Origin of the sequence: Gallibacter sp. Marseille-QA0791 (assembly GCF_965119705.1) — a bacterium.
In the GTDB taxonomy this organism is placed as follows: Bacteria; Bacillota; Clostridia; order Peptostreptococcales; family Anaerovoracaceae; genus Lentihominibacter; species Lentihominibacter excrementipullorum.
The window spans coordinates 1,642,184-1,663,074 of sequence record NZ_CBCPMH010000001.1 but is presented as its reverse complement, the minus strand read 5'-3'; the positions used below and the strand labels follow the sequence as shown (position 1 = coordinate 1,663,074).

At 51.6% G+C, this 20,891-nt stretch carries 14 protein-coding genes and 1 pseudogene; 14 read left to right on the top strand and 1 reads right to left on the bottom strand.

The genetic code is table 11. The annotated features are described in order from the left end of the window. Nucleotides 1-196: 196 nt before the first annotated feature. Complete coding sequence (locus tag ACQY69_RS07715) at nucleotides 197-2,767, bottom strand: choice-of-anchor I family protein (RefSeq protein WP_428259952.1); 2,571 nt, start codon at nucleotides 2,765-2,767, stop codon at nucleotides 197-199. A gap of 340 nt (nucleotides 2,768-3,107) precedes the next feature. Between ACQY69_RS07715 and ACQY69_RS07710 the strand changes: the two genes are divergently transcribed. The 14 genes and pseudogenes from ACQY69_RS07710 to dusB all read left to right on the top strand — a co-directional run bounded on the left by ACQY69_RS07710 (nucleotide 3,108) and on the right by dusB (nucleotide 20,760). Further along, nucleotides 3,108-3,725, top strand: a complete 618-nt coding sequence (locus tag ACQY69_RS07710; protein ID WP_428259951.1) for an AAA family ATPase — start codon at nucleotides 3,108-3,110, stop codon at nucleotides 3,723-3,725. Between the two features lie 23 nt (nucleotides 3,726-3,748). Then, nucleotides 3,749-5,683: a methionine--tRNA ligase gene (metG, locus tag ACQY69_RS07705; RefSeq protein ID WP_428259950.1), complete on the top strand. Its 1,935-nt coding sequence runs from the start codon at nucleotides 3,749-3,751 to the stop codon at nucleotides 5,681-5,683. 349 nt (nucleotides 5,684-6,032) lie between these two features. Beyond that, a complete protein-coding gene (locus ACQY69_RS07700) occupies nucleotides 6,033-6,800 on the top strand; it encodes a hypothetical protein (RefSeq protein ID WP_428259949.1) in 768 nt (255 codons plus the stop codon). A gap of 36 nt (nucleotides 6,801-6,836) precedes the next feature. Beyond that, complete coding sequence (locus ACQY69_RS07695) at nucleotides 6,837-7,739, top strand: TatD family hydrolase (RefSeq protein WP_428259948.1); 903 nt, start codon at nucleotides 6,837-6,839, stop codon at nucleotides 7,737-7,739. Between the two features lie 133 nt (nucleotides 7,740-7,872). After that, a complete protein-coding gene (locus tag ACQY69_RS07690) occupies nucleotides 7,873-9,735 on the top strand; it encodes a SpoIIE family protein phosphatase (RefSeq protein WP_428259947.1) in 1,863 nt (620 codons plus the stop codon). Nucleotides 9,736-9,888: 153 nt separating this feature from the next. Then, a complete protein-coding gene (tilS, locus tag ACQY69_RS07685; protein ID WP_428259946.1) occupies nucleotides 9,889-10,932 on the top strand; it encodes a tRNA lysidine(34) synthetase TilS in 1,044 nt (347 codons plus the stop codon). Nucleotides 10,933-11,073: 141 nt separating this feature from the next. Then, nucleotides 11,074-12,873, top strand: a pseudogene (gene ftsH / locus ACQY69_RS07680) (ATP-dependent zinc metalloprotease FtsH); the annotation flags it as partial. 485 nt (nucleotides 12,874-13,358) lie between these two features. Further along, nucleotides 13,359-14,927: a PucR family transcriptional regulator gene (locus tag ACQY69_RS07675; protein WP_428259945.1), complete on the top strand. Its 1,569-nt coding sequence runs from the start codon at nucleotides 13,359-13,361 to the stop codon at nucleotides 14,925-14,927. 60 nt (nucleotides 14,928-14,987) lie between these two features. After that, nucleotides 14,988-16,241 carry a serine hydroxymethyltransferase gene (gene glyA, locus ACQY69_RS07670; protein ID WP_428259944.1) on the top strand — a complete coding sequence of 418 codons (1,254 nt, stop codon included), beginning with the start codon at nucleotides 14,988-14,990 and terminating at the stop codon, nucleotides 16,239-16,241. 120 nt (nucleotides 16,242-16,361) lie between these two features. After that, a complete protein-coding gene (locus ACQY69_RS07665; RefSeq protein ID WP_428259943.1) occupies nucleotides 16,362-17,909 on the top strand; it encodes an acyl-CoA carboxylase subunit beta in 1,548 nt (515 codons plus the stop codon). 11 nt (nucleotides 17,910-17,920) lie between these two features. Continuing rightward, nucleotides 17,921-18,397: a hypothetical protein gene (locus ACQY69_RS07660; protein ID WP_428259942.1), complete on the top strand. Its 477-nt coding sequence runs from the start codon at nucleotides 17,921-17,923 to the stop codon at nucleotides 18,395-18,397. A 33-nt stretch (nucleotides 18,398-18,430) separates the two neighbouring features. Further along, nucleotides 18,431-18,859, top strand: a complete 429-nt coding sequence (locus ACQY69_RS07655) for a biotin/lipoyl-containing protein (protein ID WP_428259941.1) — start codon at nucleotides 18,431-18,433, stop codon at nucleotides 18,857-18,859. A 100-nt stretch (nucleotides 18,860-18,959) separates the two neighbouring features. Then, entirely contained in the window at nucleotides 18,960-19,808 is an 849-nt protein-coding gene (locus ACQY69_RS07650; RefSeq protein WP_428259940.1) for a type III pantothenate kinase, read from the top strand. After that, a complete protein-coding gene (dusB, locus tag ACQY69_RS07645) occupies nucleotides 19,792-20,760 on the top strand; it encodes a tRNA dihydrouridine synthase DusB (protein ID WP_428259939.1) in 969 nt (322 codons plus the stop codon). The genes ACQY69_RS07650 and dusB overlap by 17 nt, the downstream gene beginning before the upstream one ends. The last annotated feature ends 131 nt before the right edge of the window (nucleotides 20,761-20,891 follow it).

Genomic DNA, 20,891 nt, shown 5'->3' with positions numbered 1-20,891 from the left:
CGGAAGGACTTTTAAAATTCAACATGCAGTATAAATCATTGGGCTGCTGAAGGGCAAATCGCCGGGCTGTCAACGCTCAAGCTGCCAACCCCGTCACTACAGCAGCATTACCACGTCGTATCGCATACAAAAATGCGACAGCTGTAAAACTGTCGCATTTCTGCTGAAAAAATATGGGAGTTTATATCATCAATCCCTACTTAGAGGAGATTGATTTCACTTTGAAGGCCGCTGCTGCGGCGATTATGCTGCCGGATACCAGTACGAGAACCAGCCAGAATGTCAGGTGGGAATCGTCGCCCGTTTCCGGAGCGGTCCCGGCTGAGGATGAGTCGGCTGACGTTGGATCGTCGGCGGTGTCGTTGCTGTCATTGCCGCCCGGAACATCGGAAGGATCGGTGATGGTCTGTCCGCCGCCGGAGGTGAGCGCCATCACACTGACCGTTCCGGAGACTTCGTTGGATGACAGCAGCAGCGGGATCGACGAGCTTCTGCTGTTGGAGCTTATGAAACACAGTCCTTCAGGCGATACATCGTCCTTGATGTCTCCCGAGAAGTCACGGCTGTTGATGTAGTTGTCGAAGGTCACGTCGGACGGGTCGGTGATATCGTAGACCATGATGCCGCCTATCCTTTCCAGTCCGATGAAGGCGTAAGTCCTGCTTCCAACGGTGCCGACAGTAACGGCTTCAGGCTCCGGCCCCTTCTTTGCTGACCTGTCGTCGATATCGGTGTTGTCATTGGAGCAGTTGAAGTAGTCTGCCAGGGCCGCAGCGGTTTTTTCCTCAAAATCGCTGCCGCTGTCGAACACTTCTTCCAGTCCGTCTGCAGTCACCTTGAACATGGTGAAGGACCTGCTGCCGAAGGTGTAAATGGTCCCGCCGCTGATGTTGAGGCCGTCGTAATCGTTCGTATCCAGAACTCTGACATCCTCAGCCGTTTTATCATTGGTGGAACGCAGGGCTTGCTTTTCTTCATTTTCGTATGTGCTGCCGTCGGCCTGCTCCCATTCTCTGCTGTCTCCCTCGTTGGCTGTTATCAGATAGGTCTCGCCGTCTATCACACAGCTGCTGATGCCGTCGGGCATCCTGAGCCCTTTCACATTGTCGTAATGCTCGGGGCTGTAGGCTTTATCGCTGTCATCCAGATCTACCGTGACCTCGGAAAAGTCCTCGAAGCCTGCGCTGTATATCCCGGTGAATTTTCCGGAGTCCAGATCCAGCGTGGCGATGGCGTTAGCTTCCTGGAGCGTCACGTAGGCCATGCTTCCGGAGACCGTGATGTACTCGGGCTCCAGATCTACAGAAGGATCGGTATTCTTCTTTATCACGATGCCGTCGCTGATCAGTTGTTCGCGTTCGCCATCAAAGCTTTCGAAGCTGATGGTTTGCGCTGAAAGACCTTCCTGGCTTTCGGCTGCAGTGATGATGGTGACGCTGCCGGCCGGGTCCACTGCCGGGCTGATGTATCCTTCTCTGGGTTCACCCTCGTTGGCTGTCAGGATGAGAGAACCGTCATCGTTGAAGGTCACCATGTCAGGCTGTACGCCTGTCTCAGCCATACCCACCAGCGTGAGCCCGCCGTTCTCCGAGCAGTTGAATACGGCCACTCGTCCGGATCTCGTATAGTCTGCGTCCTGAAGAGCTACAGCCAACAACGTTCCGTCAGGGGAAACTGCTACTGAGGTCATGTCTCCGTAGGTGAAGTTGTTGTCTTTATCGGCGATGAGCTCTGCCACGTCGATTTCTTCGCCAAGCAGCTCCTTCACAGCGTCGCCGCCGTCAATGGTCTGTATGGAAAAATAGTCCAGTGTTCCTTTTACGCCGTTTACGGAATATACGATCCCGTTATAGCTGTTGTAGGCTGAAATCTCGGCAGATCCACCGTCAGCACTGGAGGCTCCCGAATTATATCTGGCTGTCAGCTCCAGCTTCAGCGACGCAGTGTCGTTGAAAAATCCGGTATACTTGGTGCTGGATGTTTCTGCTGGAGTATAGGCCGGTGCTTCGGGATCCTGGCCTCCTTCGCCGCCTTCTCCTTCACCTGAAGTGCCGGAGCCGGAGTGAGGTCCCATATCTGCCGATACGGCCTCGCTGTAGTCGATGGCTTTGAAGTCCGTTTCATTGTTATCAGTATCGGCGAAATCCACTCTGCGGACAGCCTTTTTCTTGGACTGTAGAGCTGAGTAGCTGCCTTCCCAGGCGGGAGGAGTCTGCGTTTCTTCACCGTCGTTGCCCTGCACTGCCGCCAGATCCACGTAGCTGGCAGGTTTTACAAAATCCTGTGCCATAACATCGCCTGTGAATCTATCGTCAAGGGAAGTGTCATCGCTCATCAGAACCACCGACAGCCCTTTGTTATGGAGCTGGATATCCCATTCCTGGTCACCGGCAGGGACCTGGTAATCGGCAGATCCAGGCGTGTCGACAGCACCGCATCGCACCAGATAATATCCGCCTGCCTCTATGGAGCCGGTGAGCTCCAGGGAATACCATTTATCGTCATGGTTTCCATCTGCGCTGGATCTGTATTGGATGGTCCAGCCCTTCATGTCTACAGCTTCGTCGCTCTTGTTGTAAAGCTCGATGAAGCTGTGGCTGGCGGCACCATCGTTTGATCCGCCGTAGATCTGATTTATTATCACGGATCCGGACCCGTTACTTTCGGCGGATCCTCCATTTTCCCCGCTGTCCTCGGCCGCAAGGACCGGCATAGCCGTTCCTATCATTATGAGCATGGCGATGACAGCGCTCAGTATCTTCTTCATATCTCCTCTCCTCGTGTTGAATCAAAAACGTCTCATCTATGTGAAGCCAGCCGCCCGAAGGGGCAGGCCCGGCATTGTTTTCTGATTTCATTAATAATTATAAGAGAGGTCAATGACCGGCTTATACCATGGACGAGTAAAAGTTTCGTTAGAGGTTTGTGAAATGGGAATAGACGGCAGATGCTTGAAAAACATGAATTCTGTTACAAACGTATATAAATTGTGATATAATGAACACAATTAATCAAAGACAGCCTCGCCGACGCGGGACGCTGTCGGAGCATGCTGCGGCAGACTTGCGAAGTGCTGCTGCCCATAGTGACCTGAGGGAGGTAGCTGTATGAGCGACAAGAGAATAATAACCATAAGCCGTGAGTTCGGAAGCGGCGGAAGACTGATAGGAAAGCGTCTTGCGGAAAAATTAGATGTTCCTTACTATGACAAGGAGCTGCTGGACAGGATCGCGGAAGAATCGGGATTTTGCAGGGAGATGATGGAGGACGCGGAAAAGAAAGCGAAGAACAGCTTTCTCTACAGCCTGATCTCCGCTCTCGGGACAGCCGAGGCCGGACCTGAGAGCCTTTCCCTGAATGAGCGCTTCTTCCTTGCTCAGTTCGACACTATCAAGAAGATCGCCGAGGAAGGTTCTTGCGTTATCGTGGGAAGGTGCGCTGACTACATACTGAGAGGTATGCCTGAGGCTACCAATGTATTCATATATGCGGAAGAAGCTGACAAGATAAAGCGAGCCGTCCAGGAATATGGCGTACCTGCTGACATGGTGAAGAAGATGATGAAGGATACTGACAAGACGAGAGCTAACTACTATGCCTATCATACGGGGCAGAAGTGGGGCGAACCTGTCAATTACCATCTTTCCATGGACAGTGGATATGTTGAGATAGAGGATATAGTAGACCTCATAATAAGATATACGGAAGTGAAGCTTCCGAGATAAGATGAAAGGAATGATAGAAGAAAATGGCGAAAGATAAAGGCACATATTACATTACCACCCCTATTTATTACCCAAGTTCCAATCTTCATATAGGGCACACTTATTGTACTGTGATGGCGGATGCCATGGCCAGGTTCAAGAGACTTTCCGGCTATGATGTCAGGTTCCTCACGGGAACTGACGAGCATGGGCAGAAGATACAGACTATAGCAGAAAAGGAAGGTATGAAGCCTCAGGAGTATGTGGACAAGGTTGTGGCCGGGATCAAGGATCTGTGGAAGACCATGGAGATTTCTTACGATGATTTTATCAGAACGACAGAACCAAGACATGTCAAGCGCGTGCAGCAGCTTTTCATGAAGATCTATGAGAATGGCGATATCTATAAGGGTGAATACGAAGGCCTTTATTGCACGCCTTGCGAGTCCTTCTGGACGGAGAGCCAGCTGGTGGATGGCAAGTGTCCTGACTGCGGAAGACCGGTACAGAAGGCCAAGGAAGAAGCCTATTTCTTTAAATTGTCAAAATATCAGGACCAGCTGCTGGACTTATTGGAAAACAACCCGGATTTCCTGAAGCCTGACACCAGGAGAAACGAGATGATTTCCTTCATAAAGCAGGGGCTGGAGGATCTGTGCATTTCCAGATCCACCTTCGACTGGGGCATCCCTGTCCCGATCAACGAGAAACACGTGATGTATGTATGGCTGGACGCTCTTTCCAACTATATCACTGCCCTCGGGTGGCCCGATGAACCGGAGCTTTACGAGAAGTACTGGCCTGTGGACGTTCATCTGGTAGGTAAGGAGATCGTAAGGTTCCATACCATAATATGGCCGGCAATGCTGATGAGCGCGGGCCTGCCGCTGCCTAAGCAGGTGCTGGGTCACGGCTGGCTGCTGCTGGAAGGCGGCAAGATGTCCAAGTCCAAAGGCAACGTGGTGGATCCTGTGAAGCTGATAGACAGGTACGGCATAGATGCCCTCAAGTATTTCCTGCTGAGGGAGTACACCTTCGGACAGGATGGAGTCTTTACAAATGAAGTGATGCTCAAGAGGATGAATTACGATCTGGCCAACGACCTGGGGAACCTGGTTTCCAGGACGGTCTCCATGATAGAAAAGTACAACGGCGGCATCGTTCCTGACCTGACAGATGCTGTGGACGCTGTAGATGAAGACCTGAAGGCCGTGGCTGTCGGAGCTGCCGATAAGGTGGAAGCGGAGATGGATAAGTTCGCTTTCAATATGGCGCTTGAGAGCATCTGGGTAGTCGTGCGTCGCGCCAACAAGTATATAGATGAGACTATGCCGTGGGTCCTGGCCAAGGATGAAGCACAGAAGCCTAGGCTGGATAACGTGCTCCACAATCTGGCAGAGACCATAAGGATAATATCGGTGCTGATACATCCATTCATGCACACCACATCCGATAAGATAAGAAAACAATTGGGTCTGTGGTATGCGGACGTGGAATGGGAGGATGCCTACACCTTTGAAATGATGCAGGGTGAACAGGTGAAGAAGGGCGATCCTATCTTCCCTAGGCTGGATATCGATAAGGAGCTGGAAGAGCTGGAAGCCATGCAGGGCGGCGGTGAGGAAGCCAATATCCCGCTGGAGCTCAAGCCTGAGATAGAATACGACGACTTTGATAAGATGGATTTTCGGGTAGGGACAATCATCTCTGCCGAAAAACACCCGAAAGCTGACAAGCTGCTGGTGTTCCAGGTAAAGATGGGCACGGAGACCCGTCAGATAATCTCCGGAGTCGCGGCCTACTTCAAGCCGGAAGAGTGCGTCGGCAAGAAAGTTGTCGTAGTGGCCAATCTGAAGCCTCGCAAGCTGCGCGGCCTGGAGTCGAAGGGAATGATACTCTTTGCCGATAACGTTGTCGACGGCAAGGAGCGAATCGAATTCGTCACCACTACAGCCGAAGACGGCAATCCTGTGACGTGATACGTGATATGATGATACTGAGCGCTGCCTCGTGCGGCGCTTTTTTCGTAGGTTGACGGTGGGACACATCGGGACACATGTTTTATCCGGCGCGCAGGGCAGCGGCCTATACTTAATTGGAAAGATTTGAAGTTTTGCCGTATAAAGAATTCCGCGAAAACCCGTTGTTTTTATACTGTTTTGTACCGTTGGTACATGAAATCTGTATAAAAATAAGGGAAAAATCATCGAAATGGCGGAGTCGGGCTATACGGGAAATGGAGAAAGAGAGCAGAAAAATTCAAAAGCTAAAGGAAAAAATTGACATATCGCCCCGTTTAATGTAAAATAATGTAAAAGGAGGGGCGATATGGATTATGAAGGAGCCACAAGGCGTGATATAAAGGCTGAAAAGAAGCTCATGGATATTTACCGCAGACAGCTGGAGGAATTGCCGGCAGGGAGGCTGACATCCAAGAGAATATCGGGAAAGACATATTATTACAAGATGAGGCCAGGAGGAAAGCGGCAGGAGTATATAAGTGTCGATAATGCCCAACTGGTCGCGGCGCTCAAAGACAGGCGATATGCGGAAGAAGCGATAAAGATACTACAGGAAAATGTAAAGGCGCAGGAGGCCATGCTCAAGAAGTATCGCAGGTATTCGCCGAAGGATATATTTGCGAAGCTGGGGAAAGCATATCAGCCGGAAGCCGATAAAAAGGTGCCAACTGCCGGAATCGCGGCAAACGGCTACAGACGGGAAGGCATGATACACAGAACAACTTTCGGACTCATGGTTCGCTCCAAATCCGAGGCGCTGATAGCTGAAATACTCCGCGGGTACGAGCTGGATTTCAGATACGAAGAAGCTCTCCATCTCTTTGATAAAAACGGAAACGAGACGATACGCTATCCGGATTTTACCATATATTTAAAGAATGGAACGGTGGTCTACTGGGAGCATATGGGGATGCTGGGCGATGAAATATACAGGAATGCCGCCTTCGGCAAGCTGGAGCTCTATTACTACAACGGGATCTTGCCGGGAGCCAACCTGATGATAACGTGCGACGACAATGAAGGGGCCATGGATGTAGGTGCGGTTTCCAGGATAGCCGCCAGCCTGGAGGTATGATATAATTTAGGAAATCAACGAAAAGAGGTGGAAGCGATGCTATTTGATTCACATGCCCATTTGAACAACGAGATGTCCGACCAGGCCAGGACGGTCATGATAAAGGCAGTTGAAGCAGCCATCGCAGATGGAATGCTGGACTGCGTCATGGATATAGGTTTCGATTTGGAAAGCTCTAAGATGGCAGTAGACCATGCGGCAAAGTACCCGTGGTGCTATGCGGCCGTAGGTTGTCATCCTCATGATACGAAGGATATGGACGATATGCAGCTGGCTATGATAAGAGGGCTGGCTAAAAAGGATAAGGTGATGGCTATCGGAGAGATCGGACTGGACTTTCATTACGATAATTCGCCGAGAGACGTGCAGAGGGAATGGTTCAGAAAGCAGATACAGCTGGCAAACCAGTTGAAGATGCCAATAGTTATACATTCCAGAGAAGCTGATCAGGAAGTGATGGACATATTGAAGGAGGAAGGGGCTTTTTCGGAGGAGAGAAAAAGCTGGTTCCCCGGAAGACCGGACACCACAGGGTACGTAGGAAAGGCCGGAAGCAAGACGGCCGACAAAGCCGGGAGCAAGGATAGCCAAGACGGATGGTGCGATGATGCCAGGGTGCTTCTCCACTGCTTCTCCGGGAGTGCGGAGCTGGGGAAACAGTATGTGAAGCTGGGAGCGACACTTTCCATCGCTGGGCCGGTCACGTATAAGAACAACAGGAAGACAGTAGCGGTGGTCGACGAGATACCGCTGGATTTCCTGCTGGTGGAGACCGATTCGCCATATCTGACGTCGGAACCGTTCCGCGGGAAGAAGAATGATCCGTCCATGGTGGAATACACCGCGGCCAAAGTGGCTGAGATAAAGGGTATCAGCTTGGAAAAAGTGGCTGCTGCCACCAAAGCCAACGCCATGAGGTTCTACGGGATACGAGACTGACGGCAAAGCGGCAGGCGCCCGGGATCTGCCGCGCCATAAAAATAAATAAATATCATGTTCGCAGAGGTTTTGACAAATTTCGATGGCGGACAGGCTGTATAATGCGCTTGTATTGGGAATGGAGATTTTTATTATGATGGAACACACCACCAAAGCAAGCGCATTTAATTTGTCGAAGATAAAGGCTGTCCGGGTGGCAGCGCTGATGATTTTCGCGTGGCTCATAAGTCGCGGGGTTTTCCTCGACGGATACTTTCCGGCAGCCGTAGCCTTCGTGGCATACATGGTGAGGAGAAAACGGCTGGATATATGGTTGGTGATACCGGCTGCCGCTGGCATCCTGCCTTATTTTCGGAGAGGATACGAGCCATGGGGAGACCTGGCAGCCGTCATCCTGTGTGGGATCCTCTTTGCGGTATCGGGCAGGATAAAGCTGGAAACGTGGCAGACGGCAGCCATCTCGGCCAGCGCGGGGATAATCTGTACGAGCGTCAGCAGATTGGTGACGGCGGCGGTTTATGAGATGAGCGTGAAAGAGCTGCTGTTGTACGGATTGCTGATATTCGTCTTCGTCTTCGTGTTCGATACGCTGTGGGAGGAAAAAGGCGGAGTCAGCGTGCGTTCTGGGAGGACGGCCGGAAGACGAGGACAGGCATTCCGCGCTTCATCCCGCACTGCCGTTTACACCGCCGGAGAACTGCGTGCCGCCTCGTTGGTATCCGTGAGTCTTCTGCTGCTCAACGGTCTGGGTCTGTCGTTTTTGTCCTGGCCTGTGGTGTTGTTCCTGGCTATGGCAGCGCTGGCCTACCTGGATCCGGGTACAGCCTTTCTGACGGTGGCGATAGGAGGCATCTGGACAGGAGTGACGGGCCAGGGACAGTGGGGATTAATGGCTACGGCCGTCATAGGTGTCGCGACCGCGGCTCTGGCGGGAAAGAAGGGCGGGTTCGTTCCGGCAGCCGTGCTGATATTCACTTGCTGGGCTCTGGGCATGGCCGAGAGCGGAGTGGTGCTGGGAGCTGATAACTACTGTCTGCTTTTATCAGGGGCGTCGTTTCTGGCTGTGAATTGGAAATTTGGCGGAAAGCTGGAAAAGTTCATAGCGACATATGCCGGGAAGGAAAAGCCGGAAAAGGCAGAAGCCGGGACGAAGGCTGCCAAACTGCTGAAGGCGCGGGCCGAGGATATGGAAGATCTGTCGGAGCTGTATTCCACATATCTGGACAGCCGGTCAGTGGTAGCAGGACAATTCGATGTGACGAGGCAGATAATGGAGGATATCAGGCGCAGGATAAGCGGAAGCGCAAGGCTCGCCGGCTCAAGAAGCCATGAAAAATTTGAGGTGGACATATCGGTGGCGCAGTGTGCGGCGGCGGGAGACATAAATGGAGATTGCTGTGGATGGCAGGATATCGGTGATGGGAAAGTGGCTATGATAGTCAGCGACGGGATGGGAAAGGGAAAGAAAGCGGCGGCAGAAAGCCTGATGGTTACCAAGACTATAATTTCGCTGCTGAGATCCGGTGTGACGACAGACCTGACTCTAAAGATGGTCAACGCCGTGATGCTGATGAAGGAGGATGAGGATTCCTATGCCACTGTAGACCTGGCTATAGTGGATAAATGTACAGGGAAAACCAAGTTTTACAAGATAGGAGCTGCTCCGACGCTGATCCGGCGCAAGGACAAGGTGGAAGAAGTGAAGCTGTCGGCAGTCCCTCTGGGGATCGTCAATGGACTTAAGGTCAGGTACGTGGAGACCGTGTTGAAAAAGGACGATTGGATAATAATGATGTCAGACGGAGTAAGCGACGGAGGCGTTGCAGGAGGCAGCGGCAGGAGCGATGTGTTCCTCAGCATGCTCAAGGAAACGGCTGCCGGGGTCCGTTCGACAGATACACGGACCATGAGCGATTTGATACTGAATCGGGCGGCTGACAGTTACATCGGAAAGGAGCGGGATGACCTGACGGTGCTGGTGGCCAGACTTTCGTGAGAAAGACGGCGCATGGACAGGCTGGTAATGGCATAAATAGCGTAAATGTTGTAGCCTGTGGCTTTCATCCGTGATACAATATAAATGTATATTTCAGAAACGGAGCGCTGTCGAAAAGGCTGCGGTTAAAGCGATAAGATGTTGATCCAGCAAGTGGGAAAAACCATAAGAGAACATGATCTAATAGAGAAAAATCAGCATATCGTACTGGGACTGTCAGGCGGTCCCGACTCGGTATGCCTTTTTCATGTGCTGATGAGCCTGCGGTCGCAGATGGAGATAACGATCCATCCGGTCCATCTCAACCATAAATTCAGGCCAGGTGAAGCGGAACGGGATCAGCGATATACAGAGGACCTGTGTGATCGCATGGGCGTGGAGTGCAGAACCTTCACGGTAGATTGCGCCGCTATGGCGCGGGAACTTTCAGTGACCGGAGAAGAAGCCGGGCGGATAGCCAGATACGACGCTTTCCGCGAGACGGCCGAGGATATCGTCAGTCAGCTGATGGCCCAGGGAGAAGATGAATGGGCGGCCCGCAGATCGGTTAAAATAGCAGTGGCTCATAACGCAGGAGATCAGGCGGAGACTATCCTGTTCAGACTGCTGCGGGGGACAGGGACGGACGGACTGGCAGGTATAGCCTACAAACGGGATGAAAGAGGCTTCGACGTCATAAGACCGTTGCTGGATGTAGACAGGAAGTCCATAGAGCGTTATTGCGCCGATCACGGGTTGGAGCCGGTAACGGATCATACCAACAATGAAGCTGTCTACGCCAGGAACAGGATACGGCTGGAACTGCTGCCATTCCTGGAGGAAAACTACAATGAGAACATACAGGGGGTTCTGCTGCGTCTGGGGCGTATAGCTGCCGAAGACAAGGAGTATATATGGCAGGCTGTAGAAAGAGCTTACACTGATATGGCGGAGCGGAAGACTGGGGAAAAGCCGGGATACCGGGATGCCATCGTGATGGACAGAGAAAAACTCAGTCAGGCCCATGGGGCCATAAGGCACAGGCTGGTCATGAAGGCTTTCGGAGAGATCGGGCTGGACAGCGATATCTCCGAGGAACGGCTCAAGGCGGCAGATGCCATCATCGGAAAGAAACAGGCTCCCAAGGTAGTGGAGTTCCCGCGAGGGTACAGGCTGGAAGTGGCCAGAGGGCAGGTCATATTTTCCAAAAGCACCTGATAAATTGAAATTTGTGTGAATTTACATAAAAAAGAGCGTGCTTCTTATTGAAGGCAGATGGTTTACATGATAAAATTACATGATAAATTTGTATATATTCACAAAAAAGATAGATGAAACAATACCGGGAGGAACGAGAACTTGAAAAAAGCTAAAAACATCGGAATCTATGTAGTCATATTCGGACTTGTGTTAGCGATGGTATGGTTCTATAACAGCGGTACGGATGAAGAACAGGAGGAGATAAGGACCTCCAAGATGATAGAGTACCTGCAGGAAAACGAAGTCAGGACCATCAACGTGACCGAGACCAAGCTGACAGCTGAGCTGAAATCAGGAGAGACGGTCTACGCCTATGTCAACAGCTCAGTCGATCTCAGCTTCATATATGAGCAGTATATCATGCCTCAGGTGAATGAAGGAGAACTGAACCTGGAAAGCGATGAACCTCATCAGGAATCCATCTGGATAAGCCTGCTGCCGACATTGATAATGATAGGCATCATGGTGGTGTTCTTCATATTGATAATGAACCAGAGCGGCGGAGGCGGCAAAGCCATGTCCTTTGGAAAGAGCAGAGCCAAGCTGCAGAAGGACAGCGACCTCAAGAAGATAACCTTCAAGGATGTAGCCGGCCTCAAGGAGGAAAAGGAAGAACTGGAGGAGATCGTCGATTTCCTGCGCCATCCGGCCAAATATAACAGCCTGGGAGCCAGGATACCTAAGGGCATACTGCTGGTGGGCCCTCCGGGAACAGGTAAGACGTATATCTCGAGAGCGACGGCGGGAGAAGCCGGCGTGCCGTTTTTCACCATAAGCGGTTCCGATTTCGTGGAAATGTTTGTCGGTGTTGGTGCGTCCAGAGTCAGGGATTTGTTCGAACAGGCGAAGAAAAATGCGCCGTGTATCGTGTTCATAGACGAAATAGACGCGGTGGGGCGAAAGAGAGGAGCCGGCCTGGGCGGCGGTCACGACGAGAGAGAACAGACCCTCAACCAGCTGCTGGTGGAAATGGACGGATTCGCTGATAACGCGGGGATAATAATCCTGGCGGCCACCAACAGGCCTGACGTGCTGGATCCGGCGTTGCTGAGACCGGGACGTTTCGACAGACAGATAGTGATAGGTATACCTGATATCGTGGGAAGAGAGGAGATCTTCAGGATACATTCCAGGAATAAGCCTCTCGACAAGAGCGTGGACCCGAAGGTGCTGGCAAGGAGGACTCCGGGATTCTCGCCTGCGGACATCGAGAACATGCTCAACGAGGCGGCTCTGCTGGCAGCCAGAAGAAACGGCATGAAGATCAGGATGGAAGAGATAGAGGAGGCCATAACCAAGGTCATAGCCGGACCGGAAAAGAAGAGCAGAGTCATAAGCGAGGAAGAGCGAAAGCTGACGGCGTATCACGAAGCAGGACATGCCGTGGTGGCTCATGTACTGCCTAAGACGGATCCTGTTCATCAGATAACCATAATCCCTAGAGGAAGGGCCGGCGGATTCACGATGATACTGCCTAAGGAGGATAAATACTACGGAACCAAGGAGACCATGCGGGAGCAGATAATACATCTGCTGGGAGGCCGTGTGGCCGAGATGCTGACCCTGGACGATATCAGTACGGGAGCAAGCAATGATATACAGAGAGCTACCGATATCGCCAAGGAGATGGTCACCAAGTACGGATTCAGCGAGAAGCTGGGACCTGTAAATTACAGCTCGTCAGACGAGGTGTTCCTGGGCAAGGATTTTTCCACCAGACAGAACTACTCGGAGGAGACGGCTTCGGAGATAGACGAGGAAGTGAAGTCCATCATAGAGGAAGCTTACGACGCGGCCAGAGCTATACTGAAGGAGCATATGGAGCAGCTGACGGCTGTGGCGGAAGGACTGCTTGAAGTCGAGACTCTCGATCACGATCAGTTTGTCAAGCTTTACGATGGCGTACTGACTCCTAAGGAACTGGCTGAAGAGCTGAAGAAGGAGATGGAGAAGCGGCGTGAGCTGGACAGAAAAGAAGCCGAGCAGTCTGCAAGGATGAGAAAGCGGGAAGCTGAGAGGGAGCGCAGAAGGCTGGAAGAAGCGGCAAGAGAGATGCAGGAGCAGACCAAGACCGATAAAGGCGGCCCTGCTATCATGATATACAACGACAAGGATAAGACTGCCGAACCGCTGGACGCTAAATTGTCGAAGGACGATAAGCTGTCGCCTGAAGACGAGGACATGGAGGGAAGGTCTGTCGAAGACGGTGATATCTACGACGACAGCTATGAAGACGATGACATGCCTAGCGAAGAGGAGCTGGCGGTATACGATACGGACTACCTCAATGCCGAAGACGATGATGCCGGGGATGGCGGGACAGAGGATACCGGTGCGGAAGCAGGCGAAGAAGAACGCGCTGATGAAGAAAAGAGGGAAGGATAATGAGAGTCACGGTTGCGGACTGCCTTGAGCTGGACGCCTTCAAAGGCGCCGAAGTGATCGCGGGAAAACTGAATCTTTCCAATGATGTGAAGACTATCTCAGTATTGGATGCGTGTAATACCGAGGATCTGGAGCTGGATGGCACGGAGAAGACTGAGATACTCCTTACGGGATTCCTGGGTATCAGAGATGATGTGAAGAAACAGTGCGAGCTGATACATGACATCGCTGCCCGGGGATGCGCGGCACTGGCTGTGTATCACGTAGGGAAGGTCGTGAAAAAGCTGGATGAAAAAGTGGTGGATACAGCGGATCGTGAGATGCTGCCCCTTATCCTCATGCCAGAGGGGACAGGATACATGAGGGCTATAACGGAAGTCATGGATAAAGTATTATATGGCGATAATTTCCGTAACAGCCTTATAAGCAACACGGTATTCCATCTGTTGAACTTCGAGAAACACAGCAATTTTCAGTCGGCAGTCAGAGAGGCCGCCATAAACAATGATTTCCAGCTGATAATACTCAGTGAGGATTTCAATCCCATACTGACGGTAGAGACAAGACACAAGGCCACCATATCCGACGCCATAAAGCTGGGCAAGGAACGGAACGTGGAAAGCAACTCCAAGTCCTATACAATGATAGATGTCAATGGCGTATTGACCTACTGGGGTCCGGTGACCATAAACAGTGAGAAATACTACATGTTCATCGTGGACAATGAAGACTCATATACGGCGGGAGAGATAACCAAACTGGCTGAGATAATAGAGCTGGCCATGGGAATGTGGAAATATACGCCGGAGAGGGACGCCAAGGCCGAGTTCATAAAGGCACTGATAAGGGGCAATAAGAGTCTGGCGTATACACTCAAGGACGAGGCCAAGATAAGCGGCGACGATATACTGAGCGTGTTCTTTTCAAAAGGGATAAGCACGGAAGTAGAGAACCACATATTTGCCGAGTTTGAGAAGGAAGAGGACCTGAACGTCATGAAGGTGACCGAAGGAGATGAGACGTATGGCATGATCCTGACCTTTGAAGACGAAAAGGTGAACCCTACGCTGAAAAACAGCTGCGTACAGCTTTTCAACAAGCTCAAGGGAAATAAGAAGGCCAGGATATTCCATGTGACAGGACTCAATGGCATCGAAGGGGCGGGAGACGCATACAGACTTATAAGCGAAAGCTGGTCCTTCGTACAGAGCGTGTTTCCGTACAAGAGAGTTTTCACTAAATATGAGCTGACTCTCGTCAGCAATTGTATAAACATACAGATACAGGGAGGTTTCGTCAAAAAGAACTACATGGAACTCCTTGAGCCGTTCAAAGAGGCGGGAGAGAATAAAGGCCGGCAGCTGTTGGAAACGCTGGAGACATTCGTACTGGATGCCGGGATGAACAGTGGGAAAACAGCTGAGTTCATGGGGATACATACCAATACGGTGCAGTACAGGCTGAAGAAGATAAATGAAATGCTGGGAGTGGAGATAACCGGCAACAGAGTCATTCCGGGGCTTACCATGGCTCTGGCGCTGAAGCGGCTGGAAAGGGTCGTGAGCTGAAGAGCTTCAGACCTTTGACATACACGAAACACAGAAATCAAGGAAGAATAGGAGAGGGAAATGTATTTTAATTATCTTGAGAAAGCGGATCCGGAAATAACGGCAGCGATAAAGAGGGAGATAAACAGGCAGGAAACGAAGATCGAGATGATCGCGTCAGAGAATTTTGTCAACTACGAGATCATGGAGGCTGCGGGAAGCGCTCTGACCAATAAATACGCTGAAGGATATCCCGGGAAGAGATATTACGGAGGCTGTGAATTCGTTGATGAGGTGGAGACGATGGCCATCGAAAGAGCCAAAAAGATATTCGGCGCTGACCATGCCAACGTACAGCCTCACTGTGGAGCCAATGCCAATACAGCTGTATACCAGGCTGTGCTGGAACCGGGAGATACTGTCATGGGCATGGATCTATCCAATGGAGGCCATCTTTCCCACGGTTCTCCGGTAAACATCTCAGGAAAGCTGTATAATTTCGTGTCTTACGGGCTGGACCCGGAGACGGAGATGATAGATTTCGATAATGTAAGAGAGCTGGCGCTCAAGCATAAGCCGAAGCTCATCGTAGCAGGAGCATCAGCTTATCCCAGGACCATATATGCAGATAAATTCCGGGAGATAGCCGATGAGGTGGGCGCGATCCTGATGGTGGATATGGCTCATATCGCCGGACTGGTGGCAGCAGGTCTTCATCCTAATCCAATGGAATACGCCGATATAGTGACCAGTACGACTCACAAGACACTTAGAGGCCCGAGGGGCGGTCTCATCCTTTGCAAAGAGAAATATGCCAAGGCCATAGACAAGGCTATATTCCCCGGAACTCAGGGCGGCCCTCTGATGCACATAATCGCAGCCAAGGCTGTGTGCTTCAAGGAGGCTATGGAGCCTGAATTCAAGGAATACCAGAAGCAGGTCATCGCCAACGCGCAGGCGCTGGCCAGGGCTCTGGAGGATAAGGGATTCGATCTGGTGTCGGGAGGCACAGACAATCATCTGGTGCTGGTCAAGCTGGTCAACAAGAACATAACAGGCAAGCTGGCGGAGAACCTGCTGGATGAGGCCAATATAACGACTAATAAGAACGCTATACCTAATGATCCGCAGAGCCCGTTCGTGACCAGTGGACTCAGGCTGGGCACGCCTGCCATGACTACGAGAGGATTCAAGGAAGACGATGTGGCGAAGACGGTAGAGGCCATAGCGCTGGTCATCGACAACCCTGAAGACAAAGCTGCCATGGCTACGGCCAGGGCCATCGTCAAGGAGCTTACCGATAAATATCCTCTCCACAAGAAGTTCAGAGGTTAGGATTCAACAAAGATACGACGCGCCTGAGGGATGTGGGAAAGCACCCGGAAGGCGCTTGTTTCTCTGTCACGTTTTAGCGGGACGAGTATCAGAGTGGGGATTTTAAGGAGGAAAACATAGATGAATAAGCTGGATCAGCTCCGTGAGATGAAGGAAAAGCTCGCGCAGGGCGGAGGAGAAAAGAGGATAAAGGCACAGCACGACAAGGGAAAACTGACTGCCAGAGAGAGACTTGCCATCCTTTTCGACGAAGACAGCTTCGTTGAGATGGATACCTTCGTGAAACACAGATGCAGCAATTTCGGAATGGATAAGAAGGAACTGCCGGGAGACGGCGTGGTCACGGGATACGGGCAGGTGGATGGAAGACTGGTATTTGCCTTTGCTCAGGATTTTACTGTCAGTGGAGGTTCCCTGGGAGAGTACCATGCCGAGAAGATCGTCAAGGTGCAGGAGATGGCTCTGAAGATGGGGGCTCCTGTAGTAGGTCTTCAGGATTCCGGCGGAGCGAGAGTAGAGGAAGGGGTGGCAGCCCTCTCAGGTTTCGGAAAGATATTCAGAAACAATACCATATCGTCGGGCGTGATACCACAGATCTCGGTGATCATGGGGCCGTGCGCGGGAGGGGCAGTGTACTCGCCTGCCATAACGGATTTCGTGTTTATGGTGGATAAGACGAGTCAGATGTTCATCACCGGACCGGAGGTCATCAAGACCGTAACAGGAGAATCGGTGACGGCTGAACAACTGGGCGGTGCCATGACTCATAACACTGTCAGCGGAGTGGCACACTTCGTGGGGAAGGACGATGAGGAGACGCTGTTGATGGTCAGAGAGCTTCTCAGCTATATGCCGTCCAATAACATGGAAAATCCGCCGGTGTACGATTGCGCGGATGATATCAACAGGCTGATACCGGAATTGAATGATATCATACCGGACAATCCGAACAAGGCTTACAATATGTATGACGTGATAGTGAAGCTGGCCGATGACGGCAGGATATATGATGTGATGCCGCATTACGCGAAGAATATAATAACCTGCTTCATCAGGCTGGACGGTGCGACGGTAGGGGTGATAGCCAATCAGCCGAATTTCGGAGCCGGATGCCTGGATATAGACGCTTCCGACAAGGCGGCCAGATTCATCAGACGATGTGATGCCTTCAACATACCATTGCTGACTATAGAAGACGTGCCGGGGTTCCTGCCGGGGACAGGGCAGGAGTACGGAGGGATAATACGCCACGGAGCGAAGATGCTGTACGCTTATTGTGAAGCGACGGTGCCGAAGGTGACGGTCATCCTGAGGAAGGCCTATGGCGGAGCTTACATAGGGATGTGCAACAAGGAACTGGGGGCAGATCTGGTGTTGGCCTGGCCTACGGCGCAGATTGCGGTAATGGGAGCCTCCGGTGCGGTGAATATTATTTCGTCGGTCAAGAAGGAGATCAGGGAAGCTGAGGATCCGGAAGCGCTTAAAGCTGAGAAAATAGCGGAGTACGAGGAAAAATTCAATAATCCGTACATCGCGGCAGGATTGGGATATGTCGATGACGTGATAGAGCCTGCTACGACGAGACAGAGGATAATCAGCGCTTTCGATATGCTGAGCACCAAGCGGGAGTCGCTGCCGTCGAAGAAACACGGCAATATACCGCTTTAGGAGGTGGTACGATGGGTTTTATTGAAAAGCTGTCGGGATCGTCTCTGCTTCTGTCACTGCTCACAGGACTGGGCATAGCTGTCTGCGTGATAGCCATAATATGGCTCATCATGCTGGCAGGCGAGAATATCGCGAAGTCGGCCAGAAGGCGCCGGGCAGCGGGATATGACAACGAGGTATATGACGGAGAGCTGGATGAGGCGCCAGACGAAGCGCCGGATAATACAGATCCTGTGAATGTCTGCGAAAGAGAGGATATCCCGGATATGGGGATCGCGGAAGAAACGGCGACGGAAGAGAAGAACGTGGCCGACGAAGATCAGCTGGACGATGAAGAGCTGATCGCTGTGATATCTGCGGCTGTGGCGGCATATGGCGGAGGTGACGCAGGAAGACTTGTAGTCAGAAAGATAAAGCGGCTTGCAGGTGGAAATACACCTTGGTCAGCTGCGGCAAAGGCAGAGCAGATAGAAAGCAGGAAATTTTAGTTGTTATCATGATATCGGGAGGAAGCGGGACATATGAAGAAGTATAATATAACAGTAAACGGGAAGACCTATCAGGTGGAGGTGGAAGAAGTGCGCGGCGCGCAGGCAGAAGCTGTTTCACAGGCAGCAGCCTCGCCGCAGACAGCTCCTGCCACTGCTCCTGCGGCAGTCTCTGAGCCGGCTGCCGGAACAGCCGGAGCGTCTGAGGCTGCTGCCGCGACGGCAACGAAGATACAAGTCGGCGATGGCGAGAGCGCGGTTTCGGCACCTATGCCGGGTACTGTGCTGGATGTGAAGGTGACGGAGGGCCAGCAGGTCAGCAGTGGCGACGTGGTAGTCATCCTTGAGGCCATGAAGATGGAAAATGAGATCACGGCCACCATGTCGGGAACCGTAGCATCAGTAGCGGTTGTCAAGGGAGCAGCCGTAAACGCCGGAGATGTCCTGATAACTGTAAAATAAAAATGTTTGTCCGGGAACTGATTTATGATACAATAGAGGCGGTCAAAACCCGTCTCTATTTATGCGACGCAAAATATATAACAGAGCAAAGGAGAACACCATGCTACTGGCATTCGATGTTGGAAATACCAATATAGTATTGGGAGTATTTAAAGATGGCAAGATGATAACCAACTGGAGACTTGAAACGGACAACAACAAGAGCGCCGATGAATACGGAATGATAATCGGAGCGCTTTTCAAGTATGAGGGCCTGAACATGAAAGATGTCAGGGATGTGATAATCTCAACAGTCGTTCCGTCTGTGCTTTACACATTGCAGCATCTTTCTCTCAAATATTTCAATAGAAAGGCTATCGTCATAGGCGCCGGCATCAAGACCGGCATCGTAGTGAAATACGATAATCCGAAGCAAGTGGGTTCTGACAGGATAGTCAACGCTGTGGCGGCTCATGCCAAATACGGCGGTCCCCTCATCATAATAGATTTCGGAACAGCTACGACCTTCTGCGCTATTTCCGAAAAGGCCGAATATCTGGGAGGTACCATAGCTCCCGGTCTCAAGATATCATCAGAGGCTCTTTTCGAGAAGACGGCCAAGCTTCCCAAGGTGGAACTGGAAGTACCCGGGCGCGTCATATGCAGAAATACAATAAACAGTATGCAGTCCGGTCTCGTATATGGTCATATGGGAATGGTGGATTACATAGTCAAGAAGATGAAGAAAGAGCTTCAGGAGTACAGCGGCGACGAGTCGGCAGAAGTGAAAGTCATCGCTACAGGCGGACTGGCCACTATGATAGATTCAGGCATAGACTGTATAGATTACGTGGACAAGATGCTCACGCTGGAGGGTCTGGAGCTGATATACGAGAAGAACCGCAAGAACAGGAAAGCGGATTATAAAGCGGATAAGGAAGGACAGGGATACGGTGAAGACGCTTTTTAGGATAGGGGATTTTTCTCCGAAGACACCGTTTTTTCTGGCGCCGCTGGCAGGGATAACAGATAAAGCTATGAGAAGCCTATGCGCGCAGCAGGGGGCTTCTTTAGTCTATACGGAAATGGTCAGTGCTAAAGGCCTCTGGTACGGAGACAGGAAGAGCAGGGATCTGCTGTCCATAGGAGAAGATGAAGGACCGGTAGGATTCCAGCTCTTCGGCAGTGATCCTGAGATCATGGCTTTCGCGGCCAGGGAACTGCGTGATGAGAGAAATGTCATTATCGACCTGAATGTGGGATGTCCTGTACCGAAGATAGTGAAGAACGGGGAAGGCTCGGCTCTGTTGAAGCGGTTGGATCTGCTCTACGATGTGGTCACTGCCATGGTGAAGGATGCAGGCAAACCGGTGACGGCCAAGATAAGGATGGGTTTTGAACGGGGGAGCGATACGGCGGTGGAGACAGCCAAAGCGGTGGAAGCTGCCGGAGCAGCCGCTGTGACAGTCCATGGCAGGACGCGGGAGCAGTATTACGAGGGAAGCGCCAACTGGGATGTGATCGCCAGGGTGAAGAAATATGTTTCCATACCGGTCATCGGCAACGGAGATGTTACAAGCGGACAGGCGGCCGTCGATATGATGGACAGGACCGGATGCGATGGCGTCATGATAGCGCGGGGCGCTTTAGGCTATCCGTGGATATTCAGAGAAGCAGCGGCCATATGGGAATGGGGAGAGGCTCCGCCGCCTCCAACAGAAGAGGAACGGATAGCCATGCTTATGGAGCATTTCCAATTGCTGGTGGCCAACAAAGGCGAGCGTGTTGCCGTACGGGAGATCAGAAAACACATCGGATGGTATGTAAAGGGGATGAGAGGCGCCGCGGCTCTCAGGCGCAGGACCAACACCATTACCGATGCGGAGGAGATGAAACGAGCTATACTTTCGAGACAGGGATAAGTCCCTGTCTTTTTTATATCTGACCACTGTTTTTCATTTCATCGTATATGCTCCGCCAGGGCGGCTGCACCGATCGTGTAAAGCTGATGTAAATTTTATGTAAAATTAGCTGAAAAAACGTGACCTGAGCT